General features: G+C 73.6%; 19 protein-coding genes and 2 tRNA genes. 7 read left to right on the top strand and 14 right to left on the bottom strand.

What is annotated here, in order from left to right; genetic code table 11:
* The first annotated feature begins 16 nt into the window (after positions 1–16).
* Positions 17–763: a trypsin-like serine peptidase gene (locus ACYP53_RS15435; RefSeq protein ID WP_459647690.1), complete on the top strand. Its 747-nt coding sequence runs from the start codon at positions 17–19 to the stop codon at positions 761–763.
* A gap of 136 nt (positions 764–899) precedes the next feature.
* Here ACYP53_RS15435 and ACYP53_RS15430 read toward each other — a convergent pair.
* Both ACYP53_RS15430 and ACYP53_RS15425 read right to left on the bottom strand, forming a co-directional pair.
* A tRNA-Asn gene (locus ACYP53_RS15430) sits at positions 900–972 on the bottom strand.
* 62 nt (positions 973–1034) lie between these two features.
* Positions 1035–1107 (bottom strand) — tRNA-Asn (locus ACYP53_RS15425).
* A 240-nt stretch (positions 1108–1347) separates the two neighbouring features.
* Here ACYP53_RS15425 and ACYP53_RS15420 point away from each other — a divergent pair.
* From ACYP53_RS15420 to ACYP53_RS15405, 4 genes are all read left to right on the top strand, one after another.
* Complete coding sequence (locus ACYP53_RS15420) at positions 1348–1644, top strand: hypothetical protein (protein ID WP_189918485.1); 297 nt, start codon at positions 1348–1350, stop codon at positions 1642–1644.
* A 107-nt stretch (positions 1645–1751) separates the two neighbouring features.
* The gene (locus ACYP53_RS15415) at positions 1752–3185 is read left to right on the top strand and encodes an FGGY family carbohydrate kinase (protein WP_189918105.1); all 1434 of its coding nucleotides are present in this window, start codon (positions 1752–1754) and stop codon (positions 3183–3185) included.
* Between the two features lie 118 nt (positions 3186–3303).
* Entirely contained in the window at positions 3304–4707 is a 1404-nt protein-coding gene (locus tag ACYP53_RS15410; protein WP_459647689.1) for a glutamate decarboxylase, read from the top strand.
* Between the two features lie 439 nt (positions 4708–5146).
* Complete coding sequence (locus tag ACYP53_RS15405; RefSeq protein ID WP_459647688.1) at positions 5147–6298, top strand: helix-turn-helix domain-containing protein; 1152 nt, start codon at positions 5147–5149, stop codon at positions 6296–6298.
* Here ACYP53_RS15405 and ACYP53_RS15400 read toward each other — a convergent pair.
* From ACYP53_RS15400 to ACYP53_RS15380, 5 genes are all read right to left on the bottom strand, one after another.
* Positions 6295–7509, bottom strand: coding sequence for an RNA polymerase sigma factor (locus ACYP53_RS15400; RefSeq protein ID WP_459647687.1), 1215 nt, complete (start codon positions 7507–7509; stop codon positions 6295–6297). The genes ACYP53_RS15405 and ACYP53_RS15400 overlap by 4 nt on opposite strands.
* Before the next feature lie 118 nt (positions 7510–7627).
* Positions 7628–9532 carry a DNA primase gene (gene dnaG, locus ACYP53_RS15395; protein ID WP_189918099.1) on the bottom strand — a complete coding sequence of 635 codons (1905 nt, stop codon included), beginning with the start codon at positions 9530–9532 and terminating at the stop codon, positions 7628–7630.
* A gap of 144 nt (positions 9533–9676) precedes the next feature.
* A complete protein-coding gene (locus ACYP53_RS15390) occupies positions 9677–10984 on the bottom strand; it encodes a deoxyguanosinetriphosphate triphosphohydrolase (RefSeq protein ID WP_189918097.1) in 1308 nt (435 codons plus the stop codon).
* Between the two features lie 228 nt (positions 10985–11212).
* On the bottom strand, positions 11213–12214 hold the full coding sequence (locus ACYP53_RS15385; RefSeq protein ID WP_459647686.1) for an SGNH/GDSL hydrolase family protein: 1002 nt from the start codon (positions 12212–12214) through the stop codon (positions 11213–11215).
* 179 nt (positions 12215–12393) lie between these two features.
* A complete protein-coding gene (locus tag ACYP53_RS15380; RefSeq protein WP_459647685.1) occupies positions 12394–13338 on the bottom strand; it encodes a PAC2 family protein in 945 nt (314 codons plus the stop codon).
* Positions 13339–13987: 649 nt separating this feature from the next.
* Here ACYP53_RS15380 and ACYP53_RS15375 point away from each other — a divergent pair.
* Positions 13988–14722: a GNAT family N-acetyltransferase gene (locus ACYP53_RS15375; protein WP_189918091.1), complete on the top strand. Its 735-nt coding sequence runs from the start codon at positions 13988–13990 to the stop codon at positions 14720–14722.
* On the opposite strand, the gene ACYP53_RS15370 is transcribed toward ACYP53_RS15375, so the two are convergent.
* The gene (locus ACYP53_RS15370; protein ID WP_459647684.1) at positions 14712–15950 is read right to left on the bottom strand and encodes an ADP-ribosylglycohydrolase family protein; all 1239 of its coding nucleotides are present in this window, start codon (positions 15948–15950) and stop codon (positions 14712–14714) included. The genes ACYP53_RS15375 and ACYP53_RS15370 overlap by 11 nt on opposite strands.
* A gap of 156 nt (positions 15951–16106) precedes the next feature.
* On the opposite strand from ACYP53_RS15370, the gene ACYP53_RS15365 reads away from it, so the two are divergent.
* A complete protein-coding gene (locus ACYP53_RS15365; RefSeq protein ID WP_459647683.1) occupies positions 16107–17102 on the top strand; it encodes a hypothetical protein in 996 nt (331 codons plus the stop codon).
* Positions 17103–17132: 30 nt separating this feature from the next.
* Here ACYP53_RS15365 and ACYP53_RS15360 read toward each other — a convergent pair whose 3' ends face one another.
* From ACYP53_RS15360 to ACYP53_RS15335, 6 genes are all read right to left on the bottom strand, one after another.
* On the bottom strand, positions 17133–17657 hold the full coding sequence (locus tag ACYP53_RS15360) for a ribonuclease (protein ID WP_459647682.1): 525 nt from the start codon (positions 17655–17657) through the stop codon (positions 17133–17135).
* Between the two features lie 244 nt (positions 17658–17901).
* Positions 17902–20610, bottom strand: a complete 2709-nt coding sequence (ppdK, locus tag ACYP53_RS15355) for a pyruvate, phosphate dikinase (protein WP_459647681.1) — start codon at positions 20608–20610, stop codon at positions 17902–17904.
* A 564-nt stretch (positions 20611–21174) separates the two neighbouring features.
* The gene (gene dusB, locus ACYP53_RS15350; RefSeq protein WP_459647680.1) at positions 21175–22503 is read right to left on the bottom strand and encodes a tRNA dihydrouridine synthase DusB; all 1329 of its coding nucleotides are present in this window, start codon (positions 22501–22503) and stop codon (positions 21175–21177) included.
* Between the two features lie 128 nt (positions 22504–22631).
* Positions 22632–23408, bottom strand: coding sequence for a DUF4097 family beta strand repeat-containing protein (locus ACYP53_RS15345; RefSeq protein ID WP_459647679.1), 777 nt, complete (start codon positions 23406–23408; stop codon positions 22632–22634).
* Entirely contained in the window at positions 23405–24049 is a 645-nt protein-coding gene (locus ACYP53_RS15340) for a response regulator (protein ID WP_189918081.1), read from the bottom strand. Before ACYP53_RS15340 ends, ACYP53_RS15345 begins: the two co-directional genes overlap by 4 nt.
* Positions 24037–25251, bottom strand: coding sequence for a sensor histidine kinase (locus ACYP53_RS15335; RefSeq protein WP_459647678.1), 1215 nt, complete (start codon positions 25249–25251; stop codon positions 24037–24039). The genes ACYP53_RS15340 and ACYP53_RS15335 overlap by 13 nt, the downstream gene beginning before the upstream one ends.
* Positions 25252–25336: the final 85 nt, after the last annotated feature.

Raw genomic sequence — 25336 nt, 5'->3', positions numbered from 1 at the left:
ACGAGACGGAGCCCCGATGGCCTCCCGCCCGGTACGGTCCGCGCGCACGGCACGTACGGCCGCACTGGCCGCCCTGCTGCTCACCGCCGGCACCGCGTGCGGCGGGCAGGACGAGGGGCCGACCGCCGAGGTCGCCCGGCAGAGCGCCGCCCGGGACCGGATCGGCACGCTCTCCATCCACACCGCGCAGGGCCCCCGGGCGTGCACCGCGAGCGTGGTGCAGAGCCCCCGGCACAACCTGCTGGTGACCGCCGCGCACTGCGTGCAGAACCACCGGATCGGCCTGCTGGACGGCCTGGTGTTCACCCCGGGCTACCGCAACGGCTCCACCCCGTACGGCACTTGGCCGGTGCGGTCGGTCACCGTCGACCCGCGCTGGTCGGCCGACGACGACCCCGAGTACGACGTGGCCTTCGTCACGGTCGGCGCGGTCGACGGCCGACAGGTCGAGGACGCGGTCGGCGGCAACCCGCTCGGCACCGACCAGGGCTTCGGGCTGTCGGTCTCGGTGACCGGCTACCCGAACGAGAGCGACGAGCCGATAACCTGCGCGGTCCGGACCCGCTCGCAGAGCGCCACCCAGGAGCGCTTCGACTGCGGCGGCTACAGCGACGGCACCAGCGGCAGCCCGTGGGTGACCGAGCAGGGCGCGGTGGTCGGCGTGATCGGCGGCTACCAGGAGGGCGGAGACTCCCCGAGCACCTCGTACAGCGTCGCCTTCGACCAGCGGATCGCCGACCTGTACCGGAAGGCGACCACCTGATTCCGGCCGGCTGAGGGGCCCTCCGGGGGGCGGCGCCACGACGTGACGTACGCGACAGCGCCGGGGGAAACACGAAGGCCCCCCGGTCGGCCGGGGGGCCTTCGCTCTGAGCAGTCACCGGGCGGACCCGGTGCAGCTCCCGCAATTGGACTCGAACCAATAACCTGCCGATTAACAGTCGGCTGCTCTGCCAATTGAGCTATGCGGGATCGCGGTACTGAACTTCCGTACCACGGACGGGATGCGGACCCCGGAAGGGCCACGTCCCGAGCTCCCCCAATTGGACTCGAACCAATAACCTGCCGATTAACAGTCGGCTGCTCTGCCAATTGAGCTATGGGGGATCGGCCACCGCCCCGGCCCCCGGTTTCCCGGGCTCCGCGGCGCTCGCTGCGGGACATACATTAGCGCACTCGGGGGGGTGGTCCGCCAATCGCTTTCGCCGGTTGCCCCGCGGTTGCCGCCCGGCGTGCCCCGCGCGCGCCCGCCGCCGCGCCCGGGGATGCTGGGGGCGCGGACGGTTCGCCGTCCCGACCGACGGGTAGGGCAATGCGGCAGAAGGCCGCCAGGAGAGGGTGGATCCGATCATGTGGAAGCTGTCGTTGGCCGCGGGCTTCGCGGCCGGCTACGTGCTGGGCTCGCGGGCCGGGCGCGAGCGCTACGAGCAGATCGCCAAGGTCACCCGGCAGATCGCCCGGAACCCCGCGGTCCAGGGCGCCGCCGACCGGGCCCGGCAGCAGGCCGGCGCGGTGGCCGGCAAGGCCGCGGGCGCCGTCGCGGACCGCGTCGGAGACCGGCTGCCGTCGGTCGTCACCGACCGGGTGCCGTACTTCAACCGGGCCCGGCCGGAGGACGACGGCTGGGGTACCTTCCGCCCGTGACGGGGCGGTGACGCGAGGACGAAGCGGATCCCAACCGAGGGTTCCGAACGGGCAAAGGCTCACCCGGCCCGGACGCGTCCCGGGCCGGGCTGAGGCATGATCTCGACATGGCCATCGTCGCGGGGATAGACAGCTCGACCAGCCGTACCCGGATCGTCGCGTGCGACACGGAAACCGGCGCCGTCCTGCGCTCCGGCAAGGCACCGCACCCCGTCCCCGAGGACCAGGACCTGCGCCCCGGCGAGGCCGACCCGCAGGTCTGGCTGCACTCGCTCGGCGACGCCGCGGCCGGCGGCCTGCTGGAGGGCGTCCGGGCGATCGGCGTCAGCGCGCAGCAGCACGGCATGATCGGCCTGGACGCGGGCGGGGTGCAGGTCCGGCCCGCGATCCTGTGGAACGACCCGCGCTCCAGCGGCGCCGCCGCCAAGCTGCTCGACGCCCTCGGCGGCCCGGCCGCCTGGACCGCCGCGATCGGCGCCGTGCCCGCCCCGACGTACACCATCGCCAAGCTGCGCTGGCTGGCCGAGTTCGAGCCGGCCAACGCCCGCCGGGTCGCCGAGGTGCTGCTGCCGCACGACTGGCTGGTCTGGCAGCTGCTCGGCCACCCCAAGCGCCGCACCACCGACCGCGGCGACGCCTCCGGCACCGGCTACTGGTCGCCGATCACCGGCGAGTACCGCCAGGACCTGGTCGAACTGGCGCTCGGCCACCAGCTCAAGCTGCCCGACGTCCTCGGCCCCGCCGAGCCCGCCGGGCACACCCCCGAGGGCCTGCTGATCTCGGCCGGCACCGGCGACAACATGGCCGCCGCGCTGGGCCTGGGCCTGCGCCCGGGCGACGCGGTGGTCTCGCTCGGCAGCGCCGGGACGATCTTCGCGGTGCACGAGGAGGCCGTGGTGGACGCCTCCGGCCTGGTCTCCTCCTTCGCCGACGCCAGCGGCCGCCACCTGCCGATGGTCGCCACCCTCAACGCCGCCCAGGTGCTGCTCTCCACCGCCGCGCTGCTCGGCCGGGACCTGGAGGGCCTGAGCGACCTCGCCCTGCACTCCTCCCCCGGCTCGTACGGCCTGGTGCTGCTGCCCTACCTGGACGGCGAGCGGACCCCCGCGCTGCCGCACGCGGCCGGCACCCTGACCGGCCTGCGGGCCGAGGCGATGACCCCTCAGCACCTGGCCCGGGCCGCCGTCGAGGGCATGCTGTGCAACATCGCGGACGCCCTGGACGTGCTGCGCGCCCGGGGCGTCGGGATCAACCGGGTGTTCCTGCTCGGCGCGGCCGGGCGGCTGCCCGCCGTCCGGCACGTCGCCCCGATGCTGTTCGGCGTCCCCGTCGTGGTGCCGCCGCCGGGCGCGCACGCCGCCCGCGGGGCCGCCCGGCAGGCCGCCTGGGCACTGGCGGGCACCCCCGAGCCGCCGGAGTGGGAGCTGCCGGACGCCGAGACCGTCGAGCCCGACGGGGAGCAGGACCTGGCGATCGGCGCCGCGGTGCGCCGGCAGTTCCAGGCCGCCCGGGACCAGATCCACCCGGAGGCGGCGGGCTGAGCCGCGGGGCCGGAGCGGTGCCGGGGGCCGGTGCCGGGCCGGTGAAGATGCGTCACCCGGCGCCCGGTGGCAGCGTGGGACGGGACACCGCCACCGACCCGAAGGGCGGCAGGACGCCATGGCGCTGCACAAGGGGGCCCGCGGGAACCGCCGGCTGAGCATCGGTGCGTTCACGGCCGTGTCCGACCCGCTGGGCGCGATGAAGCTGGCCCCGCCGGTGCACCGGCTCGGCGCCGGCGCCGTCCCCGCCGAGACCGCCTACCAGCTGATCCACGACGAGCTGATGCTGGACGGCAACGCCAAGCTCAACCTGGCGACCTTCGTCACCACGTCGATGGAGACCCAGGCCACCCGGCTGATGACCGAGTGCCTCGACAAGAACATGATCGACAAGGACGAGTACCCGCAGACCGCCGAGCTGGAACGGCGCTGCGTGGCGATCCTCGCCGACCTCTGGCACGCCCCCGACCCGGACACCGCCGTCGGCTGCTCCACCACCGGCTCCAGCGAGGCCTGCATGCTGGCCGGCATGGCGCTCAAGCGCCGCTGGATGCGCCGCAACCCCGAGCGCTACGCCGCCGGGGCCAGGCCCAACCTGGTGATGGGCGTCAACGTGCAGGTGTGCTGGGAGAAGTTCTGCAACTTCTGGGAGATCGAGGCCCGCACCGCGCCGATGGAGGGCGACCGCTTCCACCTCGACGCCGAACGGGCGGTCGCGCTGTGCGACCGGGACACCATCGGCGTGGTCGGCGTCCTCGGCTCCACCTTCGACGGTTCGTACGAGCCGGTCGCGGAGATCTGCGCGGCCCTGGACGACCTCCAGGAGCGCACCGGCATCGACGTGCCGGTGCACGTGGACGGCGCCTCCGGCGGCATGGTGGCGCCCTTCCTCGACCCCGAGCTGGTCTGGGACTTCCGGCTCCCCCGGGTCGCCTCGATCAACACCTCCGGGCACAAGTACGGCCTGGTCTACCCGGGCGTGGGCTGGGCGCTCTGGCGCGACCAGGAGGCGCTGCCGGAGGAGCTGGTCTTCCGGGTCAACTACCTCGGCGGCGAGATGCCGACCTTCGCGCTCAACTTCTCCCGGCCCGGCGCCGAGGTGATCGCCCAGTACTACGTCCTGCTGCGGCTCGGCCGGGCGGGCTTCCGGGCCGTCCAGGGCGCCAGCCGCGAGGTCGCCACCTACCTGGCCGGGGAGATCGGGAAGCTGGACTGCTTCCGGCTGCTGACCCGCGGCGACCAGGTGCCGGTCTTCGCCTTCACCACCGACGGGGACGTCCCCTTCGACGTGTTCGACGTCTCCCGGCGGCTGCGCGAGCGCGGCTGGCAGGTGCCCGCGTACACCTTCCCGGCGAACCGGGAGGACCTGTCGGTGCTCCGGGTGGTCTGCCGCAACGGCTTCTCCCGGGACCTCGCCGACCTGCTGCTCGCCGACCTCGACCGGCTGCTGCCGGAGCTGCGGCGCCAGCCCGTCCCGCTCAAGGAGCTCGGGGTGCCGGCCCGGTCGGGCTTCCACCACTGAGCCGGTCGGGCACGCCCTGACCGTGTCGCCTCCGGAAGACGTCACGGCGGGAAGACGTCACGGCGGGAGAGCGCAGTGAAGCACCCTCCCGCCGGACTGGTCCCGGACCGACCGGGGCAGCCTCCCCCCGCGAGGCTGCCCCGGCTCCGTGGGGGGAGCCGGGACGGAATTCGGACGAACGGCATGTAGCCGTCCGGTATCCGAACGAAAGCGTCGGACGGTCAACCGTGCCGACCAGAGAACTCTGCACGACCGCACCAGGGTTGTTCGAGCCATCCCTTGGCTTGTGAGACACTTCCGTCCGTCTCAGCGCCATGACCAGGGGATTGAGACGTCAGGCCGACGAGGTTGGAGACGCGGAGACACCCGAACGGCCCGGGCCGGACGCCGTTCCGCCCGTCCCCGTCCCCGTTCCGTCTCGCAACTTTTGGAAGGCCGCATGGGTTCCGCCTGGAAGAACCTGCCCGAGGAGCTGTCAGAGCCCGCCAGACGCCTGGCCGAGGAGCTCCGGGCCATCAAGGACGCCGCCGGACTCTCGCTGTCCGAGCTGGCCTCCCGGACGCACTACAGCCGGGCCTCGTGGGAGCGCTGGCTGAACGGCAAGAGGGTCGTCACCGAGCAGGCGCTGGAGGCGCTGATCGGGGCGGTCGACTGCGACGGGGCCGCGCTGCGGGCGCTCCGGGAACGGGCGGTGACGGCACCGGACGGACCGGACGAGCCGTCGGTGGGGGACGCCCCGGCAGAGGAGTCCCTTGCCGAGGAGTCCCCGGCCGACGAATCCCCGGCCGAGGAATCCCCGGCCGAGGAGAAGCCGCCCGGTGAGCCGTCGGAGCCCGGTGAGCCGGCCCCCGACGAGCCGTCCGGCCCGGAAGAGGCCGCGGCGCCCGCCGCCGTCGCCTGGTGGCGGCGCCCGGTGGTGCTGTTCTCCGGCGCGGCGGTGCTGGCGGTCCTGCTGGTGCTGGCCGGGCTGCGCGCCACCACCCGGCACGGCGGACAGCCCGCGGCGGCCCCCGAGCCGCTGCCGACCGCGTCCCCGGCGGCCACCACCGCCAAGCCCGTCCCCGCCGCCCCGACCTGCCAGGCCATGGGCTGCGATCACAAGGACCCCAAGAGCACCGGCTGCGGCAAGGACGCGCGGACCCTGCACACCGACGTCATCGGCAAGGTGGTCATCTACCTCCGGTACAGCCAGAAGTGCCAGGCCGCCTGGGCGGCGATCACCGAGGGCGAGCCGGGCGACTCCGCGACGATCATCGACAGCACCGGCGACAGCGAGCAGGGCCTCATCCACTACGGGTACGACAACTACTCGAGCATGCTGAACGCGGCGGATCCGTCGATCGGCTTCAAGATCTGCGGCCACCGCCACGAGCCGGTCGGGGACTTCTGCACCGAGGAGGTCTCCGACCTGGCCTCGGTGGTGGCCTCCACCCCGATCCCGATCGGCCCCGCCTCCCCGCCGCCGGGCACCGGGGCCGGAGCGGCGACGGCCTCCCCGGCAGCGACGACTGCCGCGACGCCTGCCCCGGCGTCGGCACCCGCGTCGGCCCCGACGGAGACGCCGGTGCCGACGCCGTCGGCCACTTCCTAGTCCAGGTAGCCGCGCAGCTGGGCGGCGAAGGCGTGGTCGCGGAGCTTGACCAGCGTCTTCGACTCGATCTGGCGGATCCGCTCCCGCGTCACGCCGAACACCGTGCCGATCTCCTCCAGCGTGCGCGGGCGGCCGTCGTCCAGCCCGTAGCGGAGCTGGACGACCTGGCGCTCCCGCTCGCCCAGGGTCGCCAGCACCGCGTCGAGGTGCTGGCGCAGCAGCAGGAAGGTCGCGGACTCGGCGGGTGAGGCGGCGTCGGCGTCCTCGATCAGGTCGCCGAGCGCGACGTCGTCCTCCTCGCCGACCGGGGTGTGCAGCGAGATCGGCTCCTGGGCCAGCCGGAGCAGCTCACGGACCCGTTCCCCGGTCAGTTCCAGGGCGGCCCCGATCTCGGCCGCCGTCGGTTCCAGCCCGTGCTGCTGCAGCAGCGCGCGCTGGACCCGGACCACCCGGTTGATCAGCTCGACCACGTGGACCGGCACCCGGATCGTCCGGGCCTGGTCGGCCAGCGCCCGGCTCATCGACTGGCGGATCCACCAGGTCGCGTACGTGGAGAACTTGAAGCCGCGGGTGTAGTCGAACTTCTCCACCGCCCGGATCAGGCCCAGGTTGCCCTCCTGGATCAGGTCCAGCAGGGTCAGGCCGCGGCCGACGTAGCGCTTGGCGACGGAGACGACGAGGCGCAGGTTGGCCTCGATCAGCCGGCGCTTGGCGATCCGGCCCCGTACCACCAGGGTGTCCAGTTCCCCGGTGAGCGGGTCGGGCGGCGGCGGGTGCCCGTTCAGCCGCTCCTCGGCGAACAGGCCGACCTCGACCCGGCAGGCCAGCTCGACCTCCTCGGCGGCGGTGAGCAGGCGGATCCGGCCGATCTCGCGCAGGTACTGGCGCAGCAGGTCGGCGGCCGGGCCGGCCTCGGCCGGTAGCCGCTGCTCGTCGGCGAGGCCGGGCTCGGCGAAGGCGTCGGCGTCGGCATCGAGGCCGGGGCCGTCGGCGTCGGGGCCGTCGGCGGTGTCGGATGCGGGCTCGGGCTCGGGCTCGGGCTCGGGACTTTCCGGGTGGCCCTCCGGCAGGCCCTGGGCGGGGACCCGCGCACCGTCCGGGGGTGCCGCCCCGGCCCGGCCGTGATCGGTCTCCTGGTCCCCCGCCGCTTCGGCGGGGGTCGCTCTCGTACTGGTGGTGGTCGCTGCGGCGTGGCCTTGCTCCACGGGCATCCCCTCGGGGCGGGCGCGACTCTGGCGGACCCGCGCTGGGAGGTGGGACGCCATCCAGTGTGCGGTACGCCACACTCCGTGGCCGAGACTCGTGCGCCGACTTTCTGTGCGGCGACTGCTACAGGGCGGCGGCGCCCCGGCTCTTCAGCTGGTCGCCGTACTGCTGGAGCTGCCACAGCTCGGTCTGCACCGCGTGCTGCTGCTCGGCGTCCGCCCGGTGGCCGAGCCGCTGCAGGTAGCCGCGGACCTCGGCGATCCGCCGGTCGACGGCCAGCAGGCGCAGCTTGACCAGGAACTCCCCCGCGTAGACGGCGTCCACCTTGCGGCGCGAGCGCACCGGCTCGACGGTCAGTTCGGTGACCAGCGAGCGCACCCGGTCGTCCGGGGACGCCTCGCGCACCGCGCCGGTGAAGTCCGGCAGGGTCGCCCCGTACGCGGCGCCGCCGGCCTTGGCGATGGCCTGCCGTACGGCGGTGTACGGCGGCGTCGGGAACTCGTCCTCGCCGTAGTGGTCGAAGGCCGGGCTGACCAGGTCCGGGTGCTGCAGCGCCAGCTTGAGCAGCTCGCGCTCCACGAACTGGGCCGGATCGCGCGGGTTGAGCCGGAAGGCGGGCTGCGCGGGGTTCGGCGCCCGCACCGCCTCGGGCCGGCGCAGGGCGGCGCCGCGCGGGTTCTGCTGGCGCTCGCGGTCCCAGCGGGCCAGCTGGGAGACCCGGCGCACCACGAAGGGCTCGTCCAGGATGCCGAGCATGCCGGCCAGCCGGACGGCGTACTCGTGCTGGATCGAGCGGTCCTTGATCTTGGCGACGATCGGGGCCGCCTCCTCCAGCGCGGCCGAGCGCCCTTCCGGGGTGTCCACCCGGTGCCGGGCCACCACCGAGGTCAGCGCGAACTCGAACAGCGGGACCGGGTTGTCGATCAGCTGCTTGACCGCCGCGTCGCCCTGCGCCAGGCGCAGGTCGCAGGGGTCCATGCCGCCCGGGCTGACCGCGATGGAGGTCTTGGCGGCGAACTTCTGGTCGTCCTCGAAGGCGCGCAGGGCGGCCTTCTGGCCGGCCGCGTCGCCGTCGAAGGTGAAGACCGTCTCGCCCCGGTACTGGGAGGTGTCCATCAGCAGCCGGCGGATGATCTTGATGTGGTCCTCGGCGAAGGCCGTACCGCAGGTGGCCACCGCCGAGGTGACCCCGGCCAGGTGGCAGGCCATCACGTCGGTGTAGCCCTCGACCACCACCGCGCGGCCCGACTTGGCGATCTCCTTCTTCGCCAGGTCGATGCCGTACAGCACGTGGGACTTCTTGTAGATCGGCGTCTCGGGGGTGTTGAGGTACTTCGGGCCGTTGTCGTCCTCGCGCAGCCGGCGGGCGCCGAAGCCGACCACCTCGCCGGCGATGTCCCGGATCGGCCAGACCAGCCGGCCCCGGAAGCGGTCGATCAGACCGCCGCGCTGGCCCTGCGAGGCCAGGCCGCCGAGCAGGATCTCCTTGTCGGTGAAGCCCTTGCCGCGCAGGTAGCGGACCAGGTGCTCCCAGCCGGCCGGGGCGTAGCCGACGCCGAAGGTCCTGGCCGCCTCCTCGTCGAAACCGCGCTCGGACAGGAAGCGGCGGCCGATCTCCGCCTCCGGCGAGGCCAGCTGCTCCTGGTAGTAGGCGGCGGCCACCTTGTGCGCCTCGACCAGGCGGGTGCGCTCGCCCTGCTGGTGGCGGGGGCTGTAGCCGCCCTCCTCGTAGCGCAGGGTGATGCCCGCCTGGGCGGCCATCCGCTCGACGGCCTCGGCGAAGGTGAAGTGCTCGATCTTCATCAGGAAGGCGATGGTGTCGCCGTTCTCCTGGCAGCCGAAGCAGTGGAAGACGCCCTTGGCGGGGTTCACGTAGAAGGAGGCGGACTTCTCGTCGTGGAAGGGGCAGACCCCCTTGTACTCGCCACCGCCACCGTTGGTCAGCTGTACGTAGTCGCCGACCACGGCGTCGATCGGCAGTGCGCTGCGCACCGCCTGTACGTCTTCGTCCCTGATCCGCCCGGCCACCCCGGAAGTCTACTGGGGTGGCCGGGGTTTCGAGCCGGGGTCGGGGGCCGGACTCGGGGGCCGGTCCTGGGGCCGGGGTCGGGGGCCGGACTCGGGGGCCGGTCCTGGGGCCGGGGTCGGGGGCCGGGGCTGGGGCCGCGGGCGTCACGCCCAGGCGGCGCCGACGAGCTTGGCGTGCAGGGCCAGGGCGGAGGCGTCGGTCAGGGTGGCGATCTGGTCGATCACCGTGCGCAGGGCGGCCCCGTCGTCCTCGGCCTCGCGGTACATGGCGGCGAAGACCGGGTCCAGCCCCTCGGGCGCGCGCTGGGTGAGCACGTACGCCAGCTCGGCGATCACGATCCGCTGGCGGGCCCGCAGCTGGGCCTGCTCGTCGCGCTGCATGACGAAGCGGACGGCGACCGCCTTGAGCACCGCGCACTCCAGCCGGACGTCCCGCGGCACCACCAGCTCGGCGCCGTACCGGGTGAGCCGGCCGGGGCCGTAGCGGGCGCGGGTGGCCTGCTCGGCGGCCAGGCAGAAGCGGCCGATCAGCTGGCTGGTGAGGTCCTTGAGCCCGGCCCGGGCGCGGGCGGTGCCGTCGTACGCGTGGGGCCACCACTCCTGCCCGAGCAGCCGGTCCAGGGCGTCGGCCAGCTCCTCGGGCTCGGCGTCCCGGGCGTAGCGCTCGGCGACCTTGAAGAGTTCGGCGCGCTCGCTCGGGGCGCGCAGGACGGCCGGGTCGATGTGGCCGGCCTGGAGGCCGTCCTCGACGTCGTGGGTGGAGTAGGCCACGTCGTCGGACCAGTCCATCACGGTGGCCTCGAAGCACTTGCGCCCGGTCGGGGAGCCGGCCCGCAGCCAGCGGAAGACCGGCAGGTCGTCCGCGTAGACGCCGTACTTGGGCGAGGCCGGGTCGAGCGGGTGGGCGCCCCTGGTCCACGGGTACTTGGTGGCGGCGTCGAGCGCGGAGCGGGTCAGGTTGAGGCCGACGCTGCGGCCGGGCCAGGGGGCGAGCCGGGTCGACGGCTCCTCCTGGGGGGCGAAGCGCTTGGGCTCCAGCCGGGTCAGGATGCGCAGCGACTGGGCGTTGCCCTCGAAGCCCCCGCACGCCTCGGCGGCCTGGTCGAGGGCCTCCTCGCCGGTGTGGCCGAAGGGCGGGTGGCCGATGTCGTGGGCCAGGCAGGCGGTCTCCACGAGGTCCGGGTCGCAGCCCAGGGCCGCGCCCAACTCCCGCCCGACCTGGGCGCATTCGAGGGAGTGGGTGAGCCTGGTGCGGGGGAAGTCGCTGCGCATCGGGGCGACCACCTGGGTGGTGCCGGCCAGCCGGCGCAGCGCCGCCGAGTGCAGCACCCGGGCGCGGTCGCGCTGGAACGCCGTACGGCCCGGGCGTTTGTCGGGCTCGGGGACCCAGCGGGCCTCGGCGGCGTGGTCGTACGGGGTCGGGGCTGCGAGGCGGTGCGCGGTGTCATCCATATGCCTCTCACGGTACGCCGCACCTCCGACACCCGGGGTGTGCCGCGCGCGAAGGGGCGCGGGCCGGGGCGTGAACGCTGCGCGGCGCGCGGGTGCCCGCCCCCGGCGGGTCCTCCTCACCCGAACGGCACGGACCCGGGCGCGGCGGCCGCGGTGCGCACGCCTCCGGCGGAGCAGGTCGGCCCCGTGCGGCGGCGGTCGGCCCCGGGTCGCAGCGGTCAGCCCCGGTCAGCCCCGGATCGCCTTGAGGACGAAGCCGGACACCGCCTCCTGCCCCTTGGCGTTGGGGTGGATCGGCGCCAGGCCGCGGGCCGGGAACGGCGGCTCGACCCAGCGCTTGTCCTCGCCGGCGCACATGTCGTGCCCGGCCGAGGGCCCGGCCGTGTCCACGAACACCGCGCCGGCGGCCTGCGCGTGCTTCCTGAGCATGCCGTTGAGCTGCTGCTCCTTCTCCGAGAGGAAGCCCAGGTCGGGGACGGCCACCGTCTTGCCGAGCACCGGCAGGCAGCTCGCCGGGTCGGCCGGGAGCAGCGTCGGGTACCCGATCACGTACACCCGGGCCTGCGGGGAGCGCCGCTTGATGTCCTGGAGGACCTTGCCGAGCCGGTCCCCGGCCTCGTTCACCTTGCGCTGGACCTGGTCGTCGCCGTCGCCGGAGGAGTAGTGGTCGCGGCAGGGCGAAGCGGCGCGGGTCTGCTTGATCACGCCCTTCACCGCGTCCACCAGGTTGTCCTTGGCGCACTCCGTCACGACCTCCATGAATCCGGCGTCGTTGCCGCCGATCCCGAGGGTGACCAGCCGGGTGTCCGCGGTCAGCGCGTCCAGCTGGGCCGGGTTGGTGCCGTTGCCGGTGTCCTGGGGCGCGGTGAGGTCCACGGTGGTGGCGCCGGTGCAGCTGACGTCCCGGAACTCGCCGGACGCCACCCCGAGGCCCTTGGCCACCAGGGACGGGTAGTTGACCCCCGAGCGGGAGCAGCCGCGCGGCTCGCCGGCGTGCGGGGGGATCTGCATGCCGGCCGTGTAGGAGTCGCCGAGCGCCACGTACGGGCCGGTGGGCGGTGGGGTGGGGGTCGGGGTCGCGCCGGCCTTCGCCCGGCCGGGCACCGCGTCCGCGAGGTCCTTCCCCTGGTTGTCCGTACCGCCGCCGCCGGTGCATCCGGCGAGCAGCAGGGCGGCCAGCGCGGCCGCCCCCGCCGTCATGGTGAGGGTCGGGCGTGTGGTCCTGGGCATGCGGTCCCCCCGGGGGTGCGTCGAGTCACGGTCGGCTCCCTACGGCAGCCCGTCCCCCGGGCACCTCAGGCTCCAACGCGCGGCCGGCGACGATGAATCCCGCCTCCGCGAAATCCTTCCAAGGGGAACGCACGCGTACGGAGCGTGCACCGAGGGCGTACGGAACGGCCACCTAGCGGCTACTCCGCGTCGCGCTCGTGTTCGGCCAGGAACTGCTCGAAGCGCCGGCCCAGTTCGTCCGCCGAGGGCAGGTCCACCGGCTCGGCCAGCAGACTCTCCCGGTTCTCGGCGCCCGCCACCGCGTCGTACTGGCCCTCCATGCCGCGGATCGCCGAGCGCAACTCGCCGTCCCCCTGCGTCAGCTGCTCCTCGATGTCGGCGTAGACCTCGCCGACCCGCTCGCGCAGCCGGGTGCCGGGCAGCACCAGCCCGGTGGCGGACTGCACCGCCTCCAGGATCAGCACGGCCGCCGCCGGGTAGGCCGAGCGGGCCACGTAGTGCGGCACGTGCACGGCGAAGCCCAGGACGTCGTGCCCGGCCTCGGCCAGGCGGTACTCCAGCAGCGCCTGGGCGCTGCCCGGGACCTGGGCCTGCTCGAACCACTGCGGGTACCCGGGCGCGAGGTCCAGCCGGTTGCCGTGCGGCGTCAGGCCGACCGGGCGGGTGTGCGGCACGCCCATCGGGATGCCGTGGAAGTCGACCGAGAGGCGGACCTCGAAGCGCTCGACCAGCTCGCGGACGGCGCGCGCGAAGCGCTCCCACTCCACGTCCGGCTCCGGGCCGCTGAGCAGCAGGAACGGTGCGCCGGCGGCGTCGTGGGCGAGCTGGAGCAGGATCTCCGGCGGGTCGTAGGACGTCCAGTGGTCGTGGTCGAAGACCATCGCGGGGCGGCGGGCCCGGTAGTCGACCAGCCGGTCGTGGTCGAAGCGGGCCACCACCTGCGGCGAGCCCGTCTCCAGCAGGTGGGCCACCACCTGGCCGCCGGCCTCCCCGGCGTCCATGAAGCCCTCGAAGTGGTGGAGCAGCACCAGACCGGCGCCGGTGTCGCGCAACCGCGCGGTGGCCGCGGCCACCGCGGCCACGCCCTGCTGATCCAGCTCGTACAACGCCTGGAAGTCACGCACCGCGCACCCAACCCCGTTCTCTGCTCGTCCCGGCCGACCGGCTTCTCGTCCTCTCCAGCGCACCGGGCGACGGGGGAATTCCCGCCACGCCGGACGACTCCTCCGACGCCCCCGGCCGACCGCTCCCGACCATGATCGCACCCGAAGGAAGAGTCCCTGGTCACGGGGGGTGCGGGGGCCCGTCCGGAGGCCCGCCGGAGCGGCCCGCGCGCCCATTCGCGCGCCGCGAAGTGACGCACCGCCTTCTGGCGGGTATCGTCCTCTCGCTGCCTCGCATCGTCGCGTCGTCGTCACGTCGTCCCGTAACGCCGTCGGCCACGTCCCGGTCCGGTGCTCGGCCAGCCCCACGACGCACCTTGCCTTCACCTGGCCGCCTGCTTCCCTTCGCGCTCTCGTTCCCTCTTCGGCCATTTCGCGGACGCACACTGTCCCCTCGCTCTTCCCGCCGGACCGGTCCGAGGATCCGTGTCCGTTCCGGCACCCGCGCCGCCCGTTCCTGGGCCGCCGCCCCCGCCCCGCCCGACCGGAATCCTCCGGCGCGCACGGCTACCCGGCGGACGGTCCCGGGCCGGGGCGAAACCGTCCCCGCACCTCGTGCCGTACCCCGGCGCGGGAGGCATCCTCCGACCGATGAAGGACCGAAGGTTCCGTGCCCGTACCTGTCATCCTCACCGGCCGCACCGTGCGGCTGGAGCCCCTCGCCGCGCACCACGCCGAGGCCATCGCCGAGGCCGGCGCCGAGGACCGTACGACTTACGCCTTCACGCCCGTCCCGCACGGCCTGGAAGCGGCCCGCGACTACATCGCGCGTGCCCTCTCCGACCAGGCCGCCGGACGGTCGCTGCCGTTCGCGACGGTGAACGTCGCCGACGGCCGGGTGGTGGGCTCCACCCGGTTCCTCGAACTGGACTACTGGCAGGGCCCGATGGTGTGGCCCCCGATGCCCGGCGTCCCGTTCGGCGATCCGGCCACGGCCGTCCCGGACGCCGCCGAGATCGGCAACACCTGGCTCTCGCCGCGCGCCCAGGGCACCGGCATCAACACCGAGGCCAAGCTGCTGATGCTGCGCCACGCCTTCGAGACCTGGGGCGTGCAGCGGATCTCGCTGCGCGCGGACGCCCGCAACCAGCGCTCGCGCGCCGCGATCGAGCGGCTCGGCGCGACCTGCGAGGGCGTGCGCCGGGCCCACTCGCGCGGACTGGACGGGGTGGTGCGCTCCACCGCGTTCTACTCGATCCTCGACGCCGAGTGGCCGGCCGTCCGGGACATCATCGAGCTGCGGATCGCCGCCGCCACCTCGCCGAGCGCGCCGGATCCGGCGATCAACCAGGAGTGCCTTAGACAGGGCGGCAGCGGCGCCGGGCAGCTGATGATCACGGTGTGACGCGGTCCCGGGCGGCGACGGCCGCGAGGACCACGTCGAGGTCGGCGAGGTTCCGGCCGTCCGGGAACAGCGGGTAGGCACCCGGGTACGCCTCGACGAAGGCCGTGACCGGGCGCCAGCCGCCGCGGACGGACGCCACCGTCACCTCCCAGACCGGGTGCCCCCGGGGGTGGTGCACGCTGACCACGCCCTCCCGGGTGCTGACCCACCAGCGGCCCCGCGACGGGGCGTCGGACCGGATGCGCTGCCACTGCCCGTCCGTCCAGACCACGTCCGGGACGGGGTGCGGCCGGGGCAGCCGCAGCCGCTCTTCGCGGCCGCGGACGCCGCCCGGCTCGGGGAACGCCCAGTCGGGCAGCGGCTCGCGGGCGGCCGGCCAGGCCACTGGGATGCCGTCCGCGCCGGTGTGCGCGGCGACCACTCCCCCGGTGATCGCGGCCACGGTGTCCATGTCGCCGCCGGGCGCGATCGCGTCCCACACGGCGGTCCGGTAGTCGGCGAGGTTCCGGGCGGCGCACCACAGGGCGTACGGGACGGTGTCGACCGCCGAGGTCCGGCTGCCGTTGCCGAGCACCTTGGCGGCGACCAGCGGATCGGGTTCGGCGAGCAGGCCGATCGCCTCGGTCAGGCCGTCGTGGACGGCCCCGCGCGGGGTGAGCGCGGCCACCGCCGCCAGGAAGGTGTGCGGCGTCACGGCCTCGGTGCGCGCCCGGACCGCGTACGCGGCCGCCACCGCGACCGCGATCGCGCCGTCCACCGCCTGCGGGTGGGTGTGGGTGACGAGGGCGGTGTCGGCGGCCGGGCGGACCACCGCCGCCGGGTCCTCGGCGTACGCGGCGCCGAGCGGGGCGACCCGCATCGCGGCGCCGTTGCCGTACGAGCCCTGGCCGTCGAAGAGTTCGGCGGCCAGCCGCTTCGCGTCGCCGCCCTCGCGGATCAGCCGCAGCATCCGGTTGGCGGCCGGGCCGTAGCCGCGGTCGAAGTCGTGGCGGCGGGCGAAGGCGTGGGTGAGGTCGAAGGTGTCGATCGCGCCGCGTTCGGTGTGGGCGGCGTACACCGAACAGGCCATCTCGGTGTCGTCGGTCCACGGCCAGGGGCCGGGCGGGTCGGTGCGGTCGGCGAGGTGGGTACGGGCCGTCCCGGGGACGAAGAACTGGGCACCGAGGGCGTCACCGACGGAGAGGCCCTGGAGCGCGTCGAGCGCGGGGCCGGTGTGTGGGGTCGTCATATGGGCACCAGCTCAGCCGGTCGGGCGCCGCTCCGTCAACATCTTTGCTCCGTTCTGCTCCGTTCTGCTCCGTTCTGCTCCGTCAACACGTTTGCCGGGAGCCCCCGACGGGGGGATGTTTCGCATACCTCCGATCCGGGCGGGCAGCACCCTGGCATGACCCGCGCGAACCCGCTCGACCCGGTCGCCCTGCTCGGCGCCGACCAGCAGCACATCGCCACCCGGGCGCAGCTGCGCCGCCTCGGGGTGCCCTCCGGCACCATCGCGCACCGGCTGCGGCCGGGCGGGCCCTGGCAGCAGGTGCTCCCCCGGGTGATCTGCCTGCAGAACGGGAGGTTGACGGTCCACCAGAAGCTGCGGGCCGCCCTGGCCTACGCGACGCCGAAGGGGCACCAGCCGCGCGCCGGGGAGGTGCTGCTGACCGGTTTCGCGGTGCTGGCCGCCGCCGGGCTGCCGAGCGCCGGGCACCCGGCCGACCTCGGTGCGGTCGACGTCCTGATCCCCCGCCAACGCCGGGTTCGTGACCTGGAGTTCGTCCGGATCCACCGGGCGGGCGGGGCGATGCCGGGCGGCTTCGAGCGGGACGACGGGCTGTGGAGCACCACGGTGGCGCGGGCGCTGGCGGACCTCGCGCCGGGAGGGACCGGGCAGCACCGGTTCCGGGCGCTCTGCGCGGAGGCCGTCCAGCGGCGGCACTGCGAACTCGGCGAACTGCTGGACCAGTTGCTGGCCAGACCGGGCGCGCTCGGGCTGCCGCAGGTGGCCCGGGTGGTGGAGGACCTGACCGCCGGGGTGCGCTCGGCGGTCGAGGCCGAGGCCCGCGAACTGCTGGCGCACGCGGGCCTGCCCGAACCGCTGTGGAACCCGGTGCTCTTCCTGGACGGGCGCTTCCTCGCCGTGCCGGACGCCTACTGGCCGCACGCCTGCGTGGCCCTGGAGATCGACTCCCGCGCCTGGCACCTGCGCCCGGCCGACCACGAGCGCGGGCTGGGCCGCGCCAACCGGCTGACCGCCGCCGGGCTCCCGGTGGTCCGCACCACCCCGGTCCAGCTCCGCCGGGATCCGGCGCCGGTGCTGCACGAGCTGACCGCGCTGGTCACCACCGGCCCGCACGGCCCGCACGAGCGGGTCAGCTGGCGCCGGGCGCGGTGAGGGCGAGCGCGGTGAGGGTACGGCGACGGTTCAGCAGCGGGGGTCGATCTCCTGGAAGGTCGCGTAGTGGTCCGCGGACCAGTACTGCTCGCCGGAGGTGCCGGTGACCACCCGGCGGGTGCCGCGGTCGTTGGAGCCCGGGGTGACCACGGTGAACTCGTGGTAGTAGCCGTCGGCCTTCTTGGGGAGGCGGCTCTCGCGGTTCTCGAAGACGATGCCGTCGCGGTTGTAGGGGTAGGGCCCGCCCTTGGCGATCAGGCCGAGGGTGTCCTGGGCCTGGCTGGGGAGCTTGGTGCGGCAGACGTCGGCCAGCGCGGGGTCGGCGGGGACCCAGGTGCCGGCCGGGGCGGTGCCGCCGGCGGGCGGGGACGGCTTGGGCGCCGAGGGCTTGGGCGCCTGGGAGCCGGCGGCCTGGGTGCCCGTGGCGGCCGCCGTGGGGCTCGCGGCGGCCTTGGAGTGGCCGCTCCCCTTGTTCGCGAGGAGGTACCCGGCCCCGGCCAGGAGCACCAGGATCAGCACGGCCACGACGACGAGCGGGTTCTTACGACTGGTCATGCGGACCAGCTTGGCAGGCGGGCTCGCCGGGCCCGGCGAGCTACACACGTGGCCACCGCCACACTGCCGGGGCGTACGGCCCGCGGGAAACACGTACGGCCGAGCGGGAACGGACGCCGTTGTCCGTTCCCGCCCGGCCGTGTCACGTACGCCGGTTCTCCTGCGCCGAGCTCCGGTGTACGCCCTCCCGGTGGGAGGGGGAGCGGTCAGTCGACCCGCGTGAGGAGGGGATGCCTTCCCTCGCTCAGCGCGAGTCGCTGCCCGCCGTCTCGATGGCGGCGCGGCCTGCCTCCAGGCGCGCCACCGGGATCCGGAAGGGGGAGCAGGAGACGTAGTCCAGCCCCACCTCGTGGAAGAAGTGGACCGACTCCGGGTCGCCGCCGTGCTCGCCGCAGACGCCGAGCTTGAGGTCGGGGCGGGTGGCCCGGCCGGCCTCGACGGCGTGCTTGACCAGCGCGCCGACGCCGTCGCGGTCGATGGTCTCGAACGGGGAGACCCCGAAGATGCCCTTCTCCAGGTAGGCGGTGAAGAAGGAGGCCTCCACGTCGTCCCGGGAGAAGCCCCAGACCGTCTGGGTGAGGTCGTTGGTGCCGAAGGAGAAGAACTCGGCGGCCTCGGCGATCTGGCCGGCGGTCACCGCGGCGCGCGGCAGCTCGATCATGGTGCCGAGCTTGATGTCCAGCTGGACGCCGGTGGACTGGGCGACCTCGGCGAGCACGCGCTCGCACTCGTCGCGGACCAGCTCCAGCTCCTGGACGGTGCCGACCAGCGGGATCATCACCTCGGGGCGCGGGTCCCCGCCGGCCAGCTTGCGCTCGGCGGCGGCCTCGGCGATGGCCCGGACCTGCATGCCGAACAGGCCGGGGATGACCAGGCCGAGGCGGACGCCGCGCAGGCCCAGCATCGGGTTCTGCTCGTGCAGCTTGTGCACCGCCTGGAGCAGCCGCAGGTCGTTCTCGTTCGGGTCCTTGCGGGCCTCGGCGAGGGCGACGCGCACCGACAGCTCGGTGATGTCGGGCAGGAACTCGTGCAGCGGCGGGTCGAGCAGCCGGACGGTGACGGGCAGTCCGTCCATCGCCTGGAACAGCTCCAGGAAGTCGCTCTTCTGCAGCGGCAGCAGGGTGGAGAGGGCCTGCTCGCGGTCCTTGTCGTTGTCCGCGAGGATCAGGTGCTCGACCTCCTTGCGGCGCTCCTCACCGAGGAACATGTGCTCGGTGCGGCACAGGCCGATGCCCTGGGCGCCGTAGCGGCGGGCGCGCCCGCCGTCCTCGGCGTTGTCGGCGTTGGCGCGCACGGCCAGCCGGCGGCGGCCGTCGGCGTGCGACATCAGCCGGTGCACGGCCTGGACCAGCCCGCCCTGGACGTCGGCGCCGGCGTGCAGGGTGCCCTCGAAGTACTCGACGACGGGGGACGGCAGGACCGGTACCTCGCCGAGGTAGACCTTGCCGCTGGCGCCGTCGATGGAGACGACGTCGCCCTCGTGGACGACCAGGCCGTCGGCGGTGGTGAACTTGCGGGCCTTGGTGTCGACCTCCAGCTCCTCGGCGCCGCAGACACAGGTCTTGCCCATGCCGCGGGCGACGACGGCGGCGTGCGAGGTCTTGCCGCCGCGCGAGGTGAGGATGCCCTCGGCGGCGATCATGCCGTCCAGGTCGTCCGGGTTGGTCTCGCGGCGGACCAGGATGACCTTCTCGCCGGAGCGGGACCACTTGACGGCGGTGTACGAGTCGAAGACGACCTTGCCGATCGCGGCGCCCGGCGAGGCGGCGAGGCCCCAGCCGATCTGCTTGGACTCGGCGGTCGGGGCGAAGCGCGGGAACATCAGCTGGGCCAGCTGGCCGCCGGTGACGCGCATCAGGGCCTCGTCCAGGTCGATCAGGCCCTGGTCGACCAGCTGGACGGCGATCCGGAAGGCGGCGGCGGCGGTGCGCTTGCCGACGCGGGTCTGCAGCATCCAGAGCTTGCCGCGCTCGATGGTGAACTCGATGTCGCAGAGGTCGCGGTAGTGGTTCTCGAGCTTCTGCATGATCGCCATCAGCTCGTCGTACGACTTCTTGTCGAGCTTCTCCAGCTCGGACAGCTGCAGCGTGTTGCGGATGCCGGCGACGACGTCCTCGCCCTGGGCGTTGGACAGGTAGTCGCCGTAGACGCCCTGGGCACCGGTGGAGGGGTCGCGGGTGAAGGCGACACCGGTGCCGGAGTCCTCGCCGAGGTTGCCGAAGACCATGCTGCAGACGTTGACCGCGGTGCCGAGGTCGTTCGGGATGCGCTCCTGGCGGCGGTACAGCCGGGCGCGGTCGCCGTTCCAGGAGTGGAAGACCGCGTGGATGGCGAGGTCCATCTGCTCGCGCGGGTCCTGCGGGAAGGCCCGGCCGGTCTCGCGCTCGACGATGCCCTTGAACACCTCGACCAGTTCCTGGAGGTCGGAAGCGTCCAGGTCCAGGTCGTTGACGGTGCCCTTGGCGTGCTTGGCCTCGTCCAGGGCCTCCTCGAACAGCTCGCCGTCGACGCCCAGCACGGTCTTGCCGAACATCTGGACCAGGCGGCGGTACGAGTCCCAGGCGAAGCGCTCGTTGCCGGACTGGGCGACGAGGCCGGTCACCGAGGTGTCGGAGAGGCCGATGTTGAGGACGGTGTCCATCATGCCGGGCATGGAGAACTTCGCGCCGGAGCGCACCGAGACCAGGAGGGGGTTGTCGGCCTGGCCGAGCTTCTTGCCCATCTCCTGCTCGAGGGCGTCCAGGTGGGCGCTGATCTCCTCGTGGAGGGAGGTGGGCTCGCTGCCGGTCTCCAGGAAGACCTTGCAGGCCTCGGTGGTGATGGTGAACCCCGGGGGGACGGGGAGGCCCAGGTTGGTCATCTCGGCCAGGTTCGCGCCCTTGCCGCCGAGAAGGTCCTTGAGGTCCTTGTTTCCTTCAGTGAAGGAGTAAACAAACTTCTGCTGGGACGGCACGGGTCGGTCTCCTCGTACGCGGTTGCCCTGACGCCGGAGAACATACCCATTTCGAAGGCACTTCTCTGCCCTGAATAGGCCACCCGAGGCCGGTACCGAGAGGTAACCCTCTAGATCGAAAGCGCATAAAGGCGTTCACCTCTGTTGGTGAAATCGTCCGCCTGACGCTAGCTTGCCTTCAACTCTTGAAGCCAACGAAACCGGAAGATCGCACGATTCGGACGCTGGGTAGCGGGCGTGGTTCCGTCGCGTTGCCCCGGCTTGATTTCCTGCACCCGGATCGCCCGATCCCCGGTCGACCGGCTTCGGGAAGCGATCCACGGCCGACCTGTCCATTTCGTCCACTGACCCACCATCAGTCCCGACGGCGTGTGGCAAGGGTCACCAGCGCGTCTCACCGCTCGAACGTAGAACGCCTCCGCCGATCGTCGCACAGCGTCCAGAAACGTGCCCGTTCCGTGACATCCGAATGCCGAAAAGGAGCCCTCCTGTCCAGATTGGACAAGAGGGCTGGGACCTAGTGGCAATCGACCGACGAGGGTCGAATTCGCCGGTCCGTACAGATCATCCGCCGGAGGTGTCCGATTCGGCGTCCTCGCCCGGTCGGGCGCAGTCGTACGGATCGTCCAACCACCCCTCCGGCAGGACCACCCGGCCGTTGCCGCTGGTCCGCCCGCGCGGGCCGTCCGCACCCACCGGCCAGCCCTGGGACTGCTCCACTTCGGACAGGGTTTCGGCCAGATCGGCCAACGAGGAGGAGTTGGCGAGCCGCACCCGCAGCTCCGAACCGACCGAGAAGCCCTTGGTGTACCAGGCGACGTGCTTGCGGAAGTCGATCACACCGCGCGTCTCGTCCCCGATCCACTCGCCGAGCAGCTGCGCGTGGCGCACCATCGCCCGCGCCACGTAGCCGAAGTCGGGGCGGGCGTGGTCGACGTCGCCCTCGAAGATCGCGACCAGGTCCTTGAACAGCCACGGCCGGCCCAGGCAGCCGCGGCCCACCACGACGCCGTCGCAGCCGGTCTCGCGCATCATCCGCAGCGCGTCCTCGGCCGACCAGATGTCCCCGTTGCCCAGCACCGGGACGTGCGCCGGCACGGACTCCCGCAGCCGGGCGATCGCCGACCAGTCGGCCGTCCCGCCGTAGTGCTGGGCGGCGGTGCGCCCGTGCAGGGCGATCGCGGCCACGCCCTCCTCGGCGCCGATCCGGCCGGCGTCCAGGTAGGTGAGGTGGTCGTCGTCGATGCCCTTGCGCATCTTCATGGTCACCGGGAGGTCGCCCGCGTTGGCCACGGCCTCGCGCAGGATCTCGCGCAGCAGGTTGCGCTTGTACGGCAGCGCCGAGCCGCCGCCCTTGCGGGTCACCTTCGGGACGGGGCAGCCGAAGTTGAGGTCGATGTGGTCGGCCAGGCCCTCGTCGGAGATCATCCGGGCGGCCTTGCCGACCGTCACCGGGTCCACCCCGTACAGCTGGATCGAGCGCGGCTTCTCGCTCGCGTCGAACTTGATCAGCTGCATGGTCTTGGCGTTGCGCTCGACCAGCGCCCGGGTGGTGATCATCTCCGAGACGTACAGGCCCCGGACGATGCCGGGGTGGGAGAAGGAGCGGGTCGAGGGCCGAGTCTGGCCAGGCGGAGGAGGGAGTAGCAGCGGAGCTGCGGCGACCGACGACAACGACGCCAGGCGAGAGCCATCGGCCCGCGACGCCGCCCCGGCATCGTCCGGGGCCTGCGGGCCCTTGCCGCCGCTCTGCTCGCGGCACAGGGTACGGAAGGGCGCGTTGGTGATGCCGGCCATCGGCGCCAGCACGACGGGCGGCCACACCTGGATCGGGCCGATGTCGAGCGGCGCGAACTCGGTGTCGGGCGCGATGGGTGCGGGCGTGGCTGTCATGCGCGGCTGACCTCGGGTCGAGGGGACGGGACTCTCCATTGTCCCCCACCCGGGTGAGCGGCCGGCCCGGCGGCGGAACCGGCGGCCCGGCCGCCACGACCGGTACGACCGCCACCACGGCCCGGCCGCTACGACGGGTCGATGGTGATCGACCCCGAGGTGGCCGTCGCGTGGATGTGGTTCGGGCTGCCGGAGTCCGCCAGCTGCGGGTCGATCCGGCCGGTGCCCGAGCCGATGTCGCTGGAGAAGGCGTAGCGGCTGCCCCTCGGCAGGGTCATCGTCACCGAACCGGAGGTGGCCCTGGTCTCCACCTGCTGCGGGGCACTGGCGAAGGACAGCTCCATCGCCCCCGACGTGGTCCGCGCGTCCACCCGCCGGGCCTTCAGGTCCTCGCCCCGGATCAGCCCGGAGGTGGCCCGCGCCGTCACGTCCCCGGAGGTACCGGACAGCAGCAGCTCGCCGGAGCCGAGCTCCACGTCCACGTTCCCGCTCAGGCCCTCCACCCGGACCGAGCCGGAGCCCAGCGACCCCGACACCCCGGTCTCCGCCGGCACCTCCACCTCGATCTCGGCGCCGCAGCCGAAGTCCGCGACCGGCAGGATCGGCCGGCACTGCACCCTGACGGTGAGGAGGCCGTCGACGATGATGCTGGACACCACCGGCTTGCGCACCGTCCAGTCCAGCCGCTGGCCGACCACCACGTGGTCCGCCCGTCCGGCCCGCACCTTGACCGAGGCGTTCCCCGTCTCCAGCCGCAGCCGGTCGACCGGCACCTCGTACGACCGGCTGCTGGTCGACTCCTGCTGCGCCACGACCGACCAGGTCTGCAGCCCCGCGCCGATCAGCACCAGGACGGTCGCGACCGTGCCGGTGACCCGCCAGGCCTTCGCGGCGCCCGCGCTCACCCGACCTCCAGGAAGCGCAGCACCGCCATCACCCGGCGGTGGCTGTCCTCGGCCTGCGGCAGGTCGAGCTTGGTGAAGATCGAGTTGATGTGCTTGGCCACCGCGCTGTCGCTGACCACCAGCGAGGCGGCGATCGCGGCGTTGGAGCGGCCCTCCGCCATCAGGCCCAGCACGTCCCGCTCGCGCGGGGTCAGCTTCTCCAGCGGGTCCCGGTGGCGGCGCACCAGCAGCTGGGCGACCACCTCCGGGTCCAGCGCGGTGCCGCCCTCGGCGACCCGCTGCAGCGCGTCCACGAAGTCGTCCACGTTGGCCACCCGCTGCTTGAGCAGGTAGCCCACGCCGCTGGTGTTGGTGGACAGCAGGTCGGCGGCGTAGCGCTCCTCCACGTACTGGGAGAGCAGCAGGACGGCGGTCTCCGGCCACTGCCGGCGGATCACCATGGCCGCCTTGACGCCCTCGTCGGTGAAGCCCGGGGGCATCCGGACGTCCGCCACCACCACGCCCGGGCGGTGCTCCTCGACCGCGGCCAGCAGTTCGACGGCGTCCCCGACGGCGGCCACCACCTCGAAGCCCACCGCCTCCAGGACCTTGACCAGGCCGACCCTCAGCAGGACCGAGTCCTCGGCGATCACAGCACGCACGGCAACTCCACGGTGATGGTGGTGGGGCCCCCGAGGGGGCTGAGAACGGACAGCGAGCCGTCGACCGAGCCGGCGCGCTGGCGCAGACCGGTGAGCCCGGTGCCGCGCGAGGCGTCCGCGCCGCCCACGCCGTCGTCGCTGACGACCAGGCGCAGCCGGCCGCCGGTCGTCCGCACCGAGACGTCGACCTGCTCGGCCCGGGCGTGCTTGGCCACGTTGGTGAGCGCCTCGGAGACGGTGAAGTAGGCGACCGCCTCGACGGTCGGGGCGATCGGCTCGGAGAGCTCGACGTCCAGGCGCACCGGCAGCGGGGCGCGGGCCGCGATGCCGGACAGCGCCGCGTCCAGACCGCGGTCCTCCAGGACGGCCGGGTGCAGGCCGCGCACCAGGTCGCGCAGCTCGTCGATGGCCGCCTGCGCCTCCTCGTGCGCGTCGACGATCACCTGCATGACCTCCGGCGGGACGTCCTTGAGGGTGCGCCGGGCCAGGCCCAGGTTCATCGCCAGCGAGGTGAGGCGCTGCTGGGCGCCGTCGTGCAGGTCGCGCTCGATCCGGCGGCGCTCGGCGTCCACCGCGTCGACCAGCCCGGCCCGGCTCTCGGTGATCTCCTCGACCCGGCGCTCCAGGGCCTCCGCCCGGTCCGGGCCGAGCAGCCGCCGCGCCGCCCACACCTCCAGCCGGGCCGTGGCCTCCGCCGCCCAGGGCAGCGCGACCAGCAGCGCCACCCCGATGACCGTCAGCGCGACGTCCGTCCCGGCCAGGTCCGAGCGCAGCGCGGTGCCGGGGGGCATCAGCCAGATCCAGCCGTACAGGGTGGTCAGCACCACGGCCGCGCCCGCGCCGTACAGCACCGCCAGCGCGCCCGCCGCCAGCAGCGGGCCGACCACCAGGTGGTGCAGCACCTGGCGCCAGGTCAGCCCCAGCAGCAGCCTGCGGGAGCCGGTGACCGGGCGCGGCGGCGGGATCTCCACGCCGTACAGCGCGCGCAGCCGGCCGCGCTGGAGGGCGGTCAGCGGACGGGTGCACAGCAGGACGGCGGCGAGCACCGCGAACAGCATCCGGGACTCGGTGACGGCCAGCCAGACCGGCAGGGCCGACGGCAGGCCGGCGGCTATGAAGCGGACGTCCCGCCGGACCTCGGACGACCACGGTGGGCGCCGGAGGCTCCTGACGAGCGCTCGGCGCAGCGTGGTGGAGGGCATGGCCGACAGCGTAGGGCCCGGTGATCATCGGCCGCCATGAAGGGGGGTACCCGCTGGGGGTGTACCTGGCTACACCCCCGATTCG

It is taken from the genome of Kitasatospora sp. Ki12, from assembly GCF_054601375.1.
This window is presented reverse-complemented; position numbering and strand designations above follow the sequence as displayed.